Genomic DNA, 6,314 nt, shown 5'->3' with positions numbered 1-6,314 from the left:
CGGCGGCCGGCTACCAGCAGCGGACCTTCGACCTGTCGGCGTACGCGGGCAAGAGCGTCACGCTCAAGTTCACCGGCACCGAGGACGCCTCGCTGCAGACCAGCTTCGTGATCGACGACACCTCCATCCAGACCGGCTGACCGTAGGTCGGTAGGCGGGGGCCCGGCAGCCGAGGCGGCTGCCGGGCCCCCGTCGTGTCCCCGTGCTCCTGCTGGCGCGGGCTACTGATGCGGGCTACTGATGCGGAAACGTTTCGTCCCCTTGTCTTGACGGTGTCTCCCGGCGGCTCTAAGTTCGCTGCAAGTTTCCGGCAAGTTACAGAAACTTCCTGCACCTTGGCTGCCCCACCTCAGCCGCCCCCCTTGGAGACGACGTGGTCACCACCGCCCCCACCCGCCGGCCCGCCCGCGCGGCCGGAGCGCTCGCCGCCTCGGCGGCGCTCGCGCTCTCGTTCACCGCGAGCCTCGGCGCCCCCACCGCCCAGGCCGCCCCGCCCGCCAACAACGGCAAGGACGTCACCGCGACCCTCTTCGAGTGGCGCTTCGACTCCGTCGCCCAGGCCTGCACCAGCACCCTCGGCCCGAAGGGCTACGGGTTCGTCGAGGTCTCGCCGCCCCAGGAGCACATCCAGGGCCCGCAGTGGTGGACCTCCTACCAGCCGGTCAGCTACCGGATCGCCGGACGGCTCGGTGACCGGACCTCGTTCAAGAACATGGTCGACACCTGCCACGCGGCCGGCGTCAAGGTCATCGCCGACACCGTGATCAACCACATGACGGCCGGCTCGGGCACCGGCACCGGCGGCACCGCCTACACGAAGTACAACTACCCCGGCTTCTACCAGGACCAGGACTTCCACTCCTGCCGCCAGCCGGTCAGCAACTACCAGGACCGCACCAACGTGCAGACCTGCGAGCTGGTCAACCTCGCCGACCTGGACACCGGCAGCGCGTACGTCCAGCAGACCATCGCGCACTACATGGACGACCTGGCCTCGCTCGGCGTCGACGGCTACCGGATCGACGCCGCCAAGCACATCGCCGCCGCCGACCTGGCCGCGATCAAGGCGAAGATGGCCAACCCCAACGCCTTCTGGGTCCAGGAGGTCATCTACGGCGCCGGCGAGCCGATCCAGCCGTCCGAGTACACCGGCAACGGCGACGTCGACGAGTTCCGCGTCGGCACCGACCTCAAGCGCATCTTCACCGGTGACAAGCTCGCCAACCTGAACGGCTGGGGCGCCTCCTGGGGCTACCTGCCGAGCGGCCAGGCGCGCAGCTTCATCGACAACTGGGACACCGAGCGCAACGGTTCGACCCTCAACTACACCTACGGGAACACCTACACGCTCGCCAACGTGTTCCTGCTCGCCTCGACCTACGGCTCGCCCAACGTCTACTCCGGCTACGCCTTCACCAACACGGACGACGGCCCGCCCAACGGCGGCGCCGTGAACGCCTGCTACCAGGACGGCTGGAACTGCACCCACGCCTGGCGGCAGATCGCCAACATGGTCGGCTTCCGCAACGCCGTCGCCGGCACCGGCGTGACCGACTGGTGGTCCAACGGCAACAACGCGATCGCCTTCGGCCGTGGCGACCGGGGCTACGTCGCGATCAACCACGAGACCGGCGCGATCACCCAGACCTTCCAGACCGGCCTGCCCGCCGGCACCTACTGCGACGTCCAGCACGGCGACCCGCAGCCGGGCGGCGGCTGCACCGGCCCGACCTACCAGGTCGGCGCCAACGGGCAGTTCACCGCGACGGTCGGCGCGGGCGACGCGATCGCGCTGTACGTCCAGCCCGGGACGACCGTCTCCGGCGCCTCGTTCAACGTCAACGCGACCACCGCGTACGGCCAGAACGTCTACGTCGTCGGCGACAACCCGGCGCTGGGCGCCTGGGACCCGGCCAAGGCGCTGCCGCTCTCGTCCGCCGGCTACCCGGTCTGGTCGCTGGCGCTGTCCCTGCCGGCCGGCACGTCCTTCCAGTACAAGTACGTCCGCAAGGACGCGAGCGGGGCGGTGACCTGGGAGTCCGGCGCCAACCGGACGGCGACGGTGCCCTCCTCGGGGACGGTCGCGCTGAACGACACCTGGCAGCCGTAGCGGGTGCCGGGATCCCCGTCGGTCGCGTCGGCGCGGCGTGACGGGGATCCCTCCTGCGGGTGGCTCGGCCGTTTCGAACCCCCGGTCCGGGCGACGCCACCGGCACCATCGCGGGATGAGCACCACTCCCGTCGTCCTCGACGTCGAACTCTGCGGCGGCCGGTGGGACGGCGACGAGCGGGACCCGCGGGGCGAGCGAGGTGAGTGGGGAAGTGGGCGGGCCGGGTCAGCCGCGTCCGACGTACGGCATCGTGGTCGCCATCACCGTCGCGAACTGCACGTTCGCCTCCAGCGGCAGCGACGCCATGTGCCGCACCGTGCGCGCGACGTCGGCCACGTCCATCGTCGGCTCCGGCGCGATCCGCCCGTCCGCCTGCCGCACCCCGGCGCTCATCGCCGCCGTCATGTCGGTGGCCGCGTTGCCGATGTCGATCTGCCCGCAGGCGATCCGGTACGGGCGGCCGTCCAGCGAGAGCGACTTGGTCAGCCCGGTGACGGCGTGCTTGGTCGCGGTGTAGGCGATCGAGTGCGGGCGCGGGACGTGTGCGGAGATCGAGCCGTTGTTGACGATCCGGCCGCCCTGCGGGTCCTGCGCCTTCATCTGCCGGAAGGCGGCCCGGGCGCACAGGAAGGCGCCGGTCAGGTTGAGGTCGACGACCGCGCGCCAGGCGTCCACCTCCAGCTCGTCCACCGGGACGGCCGGGCCGAAGCCGCCCGCGTTGTTGAACAGCAGGTCCACCCGGCCGAAGCGCTCGACGGCGGCCGCGAAGAGCGCGTCCACCGCCGCCGGGTCGGTGACGTCGGTGGGCACCACGGCGGCCGGGCCGCCGGCCAGCCGGGCGGTCTCCCGCAGCGGCTCCTCCCGGCGCCCGGCCAGGACGAGCCGCCAGCCGGCCGCGGCCAGCTCCACCGCGACGGCCCGGCCGACCCCGCTGCCGGCTCCGGTGACGACGGCGGTGCCGGTGGCGGCGGCGGTCTGCTGGGACATGGCGGCGCTCCTCGTTCTCCGGTCCGAGCCGGCTCGGTACTGAGCCGATCGTCGCCGATCGGCGAGGCCGCCGTCACTGGTGGAAGGACCCAAAGATCACGCGGCGCGGCGCGTGATCCGCTGTGCACCCCGCCGTCCGGCGGGGGCCGGTCGGAACATGTGACGGGTTTTACCTGATCGCGGACAAACATTGGATTTCCGGTGGCCGACGCGCAACCGGCCCGCCCCGGCCCACGTCATAAGATCGCAGGACGGCCCGCCGCGGCGAGCCGCACTTCCGGGGGCCGCGCCGAGGCGCTCCCCGGGCCTGTCCGGCCCCACCCGGGGGCCGCCGCCCGGCCAGCCGGCCCGGGCGCGTCATCGGTCGGAGAGTCCTCACCGTGCTTAGGCAGTCGTCCCGTTCCCGCGCCGTCCTGACCGGCGCCGCCGTGCTCACCCTGGCTGCCTCGCTCGCCGCCTGCGGGAGTTCGGGCGGCGGGAAGGGGGACAGCGCCAAGGCGGCGGGCACCCCGAGCGCGTCGGGTTCGAGCGCGGTCCCGGGCGACCCGGCCGCGGCCACCGGCACACCCGCCCCGGCCGGCACGGCCCCGGCCGCGGGCGGCAAGGTCCAGACGCCGACCGGCCAGCCCGCGCTGACCAAGGTCCGCGACACCGCCGCCGGCCCGATCATGATGACCAAGCTGGCCGGCCCGAAGTCCGGGGTGACCGGCCAGGTGTGGGTCTGGCTGCCGCCCGAGTACAACGACCCCAAGTACGCCAAGACCGGCTTCCCGGTGCTGACCCTCTACGCGGGCGGCCAGAGCAACGGCTACAACACCTGGACCGACAACCAGCTGCCGATCCAGGAGGTGGACGAGGAGCTGGCCAAGGCCGGCAAGGCCCACCCGTTCATCATGATCATGCCGGTGCAGAACTTCAACGGCGACGAGAACAACGCGCTGGACTGCTCCGACATCCCGGGCCAGCCCAAGATGGCGACCTGGATGGCCCAGGACATCCCGGACTGGGTCCGCGCCAACTTCCGCACCCTGAAGGGCCGCGACAGCTGGGGCATCATGGGCGCCTCCACCGGCGGGTTCTGCAGCGCCAAGCTGTCGCTCCAGTACCCCGACGTGTACAAGGCCGCCGTCCCGATCGACGGCTACTTCATCCCCGACTCCCACCTGTGGAAGGGCCACGACGCCGAGCGGATGGCCAACAACCCCGACGTCCTGGTCACCCAGGGCAAGGCGGACGTGAAGATGCTGGTCACCGCGGGCGGCGCCAACGCCTACGAGAAGGGCGTCGTCAAGAGCTGGGTGGCCAAGGCCGCCCCGCCGGTCGCCATCGAGTACTACGAGCAGCCCGGCGGCAAGCACCTGACCTCGGACTTCAAGAAGATGATCCCGGACACGCTGCAGTGGCTCACCAAGAACCTGGCGGGCCCGGCGGCCGACTGACACCGTCCGCTTGAACGCACGTGCCTGACCGCACGGGCCCGTACGCGCCGGCCTGACCGCACGGGCCCGTACGCGCCGACCTGACGCACCGACCGCCGGTGCCGGGGATTCGTCCCGGGCACCGGCGGTTCTTTCGTCCCGCGCTCTTCCCCGCCATGCGGCACCACCCGCGTCCGGGCCGCCGAAACGGCTGTGACCTGCGCGTCAATCGGACATTGATTCACCTCTGATCGACTGCACGCACAGTGAACGGGGCCGCCTTCCGGGGGCCGTGACCCGCACGACCCGCCGATTCGTGAAGAGAGTGCCATGCCGATCCACCTGCTGCCGCCGCCGTCCGCCACCGCGCCCGAGCGGACCGACGACGAAGAGCCCCAGGCGGTCCGCTTCGCCGGGCTGCGGCTGGTGCACGCCGCGCTGCGCCGCGACCTCGCCCGGCTGCCCACCGCGCTGCGGCTGCTGCAGCCCGGCGAGGACACCAAGGGCGAGGCGCTGCTGCGGCACTGGGACTTCGTGACGGCGATGCTGACCTGCCACCACGAGCAGCAGGACACCCGGATCTGGCCGATCGTGCGCCGCTTCGCGCCCGAGCTGCGGCTGCTGCTCAACTGGCTGGAGGCGGACCACCACAACCTCGACCACTCGTTCACCAGGGTCACCACGCTGGTCCGGATCGCCAGCCGGGACACCGGCAGCGTCTGGCCGGTGGCGTACGCGATCGAGGACCTCGCGGCCCGGCTGGAGACGCACCTGCGGATCGAGGAGCGCCAGCTGCTCCCGCGGATGGCGGGCGTGTTCGCCGACAACTCGCGGGTCGGCAGCCTGCCCGAGCTGCTGGACCTGCTGCGCTCGGCCGACGGCCCGGGCTCGGCCGACGCGCTGGCCTGGCTGCTGGAGGGCGTGGAGCCGTCCGTCGTCGAGCGGCTGCTGGCCGAGTGCGACGACGAGGTGGCCCGTTCCTGGCCGCACTGGCGGGCGACCTACGAGCGCTGCACCTCGCCGCTGTGGGGGCCGGTGGACGACTGGGGGATCCTCCCCGACTGAGCCCGGGGCCATTTCGCGGGCCGTCGGTCTACGCGCGTGGCAATGCCGGAGGCATATGCGAAGCCCCGTCCACGGGCCCCCGGCCCGGGCGGCTACTCCGGCAGGCGGTTCAGCCACTCCAGCGGGGCGAGCAGGATCGCCTTGTCGGGCGAGCCGTCCCACTCCACCGTCAGGCCCTCCGCCGTCAGCGCGGCCACCACCTCCCGCCCGATGCCCACCGTCCGGAGCGCCGCGGCGTCCGCCGAGCCCTCGCCGTCCGGTCCGCCGGCCGGCCGGAAGCCGCCGTAGCGCAGCATCAGGCCCTTTCCGGCGGCGGCGCGTTCGGTGTCCTGCTGGTGGAAGAACACGAAGCCGCGCGAGTCCTCGTCGGCCTCGTCGCCGATCTCGGCGTAGCCGCAGCTCGCGCAGCAGGTGAAGTCCATCGCCGCGACGACGCCCGACTCCTCCAGCGCGTCGAAGGCCGCGCCGAGCCGGTCCACGTCGGTGACCTCGGGCCAGCCGGCCTGCTCGGCCAGCCGCTCCTCCCAGAGCGGAGCCACGATCAGCCCCGCCTCCTCCTCCGTCAGTCCCTGGTCGTCGAGGAGTTCGGCCAGGGACTCGGCTATCTCGTCCGGCTCCTGGAAGCCGCACCGGATCACCTCACGGGCCCGGTCACGGGCTTCGCTGAGCACCTCGGGGTCGAGCTCGGACATCGGCGCCTCCTGGGTCGTGCCCGCATCTTCGCACGCGCCAC

Annotated in this window: 5 protein-coding genes; 3 read left to right on the top strand and 2 right to left on the bottom strand. The window is 72.3% G+C overall.

What is annotated here, in order from left to right; all coding sequences use genetic code 11:
• Window positions 1-373: 373 nt before the first annotated feature.
• Window positions 374-2,110, top strand: a complete 1,737-nt coding sequence (locus PUR71_RS03160) for a carbohydrate-binding module family 20 domain-containing protein (RefSeq protein WP_329924751.1) — start codon at window positions 374-376, stop codon at window positions 2,108-2,110.
• A gap of 226 nt (window positions 2,111-2,336) precedes the next feature.
• Here the strand turns inward: PUR71_RS03160 and PUR71_RS03155 are convergent, their stop codons facing one another.
• A complete protein-coding gene (locus PUR71_RS03155) occupies window positions 2,337-3,098 on the bottom strand; it encodes an SDR family oxidoreductase (protein WP_329924750.1) in 762 nt (253 codons plus the stop codon).
• A 380-nt stretch (window positions 3,099-3,478) separates the two neighbouring features.
• Here PUR71_RS03155 and PUR71_RS03150 point away from each other — a divergent pair, with 380 nt between their 5' ends.
• Together PUR71_RS03150 and PUR71_RS03145 are read left to right on the top strand one after the other, a co-directional pair.
• Window positions 3,479-4,537 (top strand): alpha/beta hydrolase, encoded by a 1,059-nt coding sequence (locus tag PUR71_RS03150; protein WP_329924749.1) that lies wholly within the window; start codon window positions 3,479-3,481, stop codon window positions 4,535-4,537.
• Window positions 4,538-4,846: 309 nt separating this feature from the next.
• Window positions 4,847-5,581: a hemerythrin domain-containing protein gene (locus tag PUR71_RS03145; protein ID WP_329924748.1), complete on the top strand. Its 735-nt coding sequence runs from the start codon at window positions 4,847-4,849 to the stop codon at window positions 5,579-5,581.
• 92 nt (window positions 5,582-5,673) lie between these two features.
• Here the strand turns inward: PUR71_RS03145 and PUR71_RS03140 are convergent, their stop codons facing one another.
• On the bottom strand, window positions 5,674-6,273 hold the full coding sequence (locus tag PUR71_RS03140; RefSeq protein WP_329924747.1) for a DUF6891 domain-containing protein: 600 nt from the start codon (window positions 6,271-6,273) through the stop codon (window positions 5,674-5,676).
• Between the last annotated feature and the right edge of the window lie 41 nt (window positions 6,274-6,314).

This window comes from Streptomyces sp. SP17BM10, assembly GCF_036322405.1.
Classification (GTDB): Bacteria; Actinomycetota; Actinomycetes; order Streptomycetales; family Streptomycetaceae; genus Kitasatospora.
The sequence above is the reverse complement of the archived record's forward strand: the minus strand, read 5'-3'. Positions and strand labels throughout refer to the sequence as shown.

What these genes read in the sequence shown, in the direction of transcription:
- PUR71_RS03155 (WP_329924750.1), bottom strand. Translation starts at nt 3,098, where the DNA reads ATGTCCCAGCAGACCGCCGCCGCCACCGGCACCGCCGTCGTCACCGGA.
- PUR71_RS03145 (WP_329924748.1), top strand. Translation starts at nt 4,847, where the DNA reads ATGCCGATCCACCTGCTGCCGCCGCCGTCCGCCACCGCGCCCGAGCGG.
- PUR71_RS03140 (WP_329924747.1), bottom strand. Translation starts at nt 6,273, where the DNA reads ATGTCCGAGCTCGACCCCGAGGTGCTCAGCGAAGCCCGTGACCGGGCC.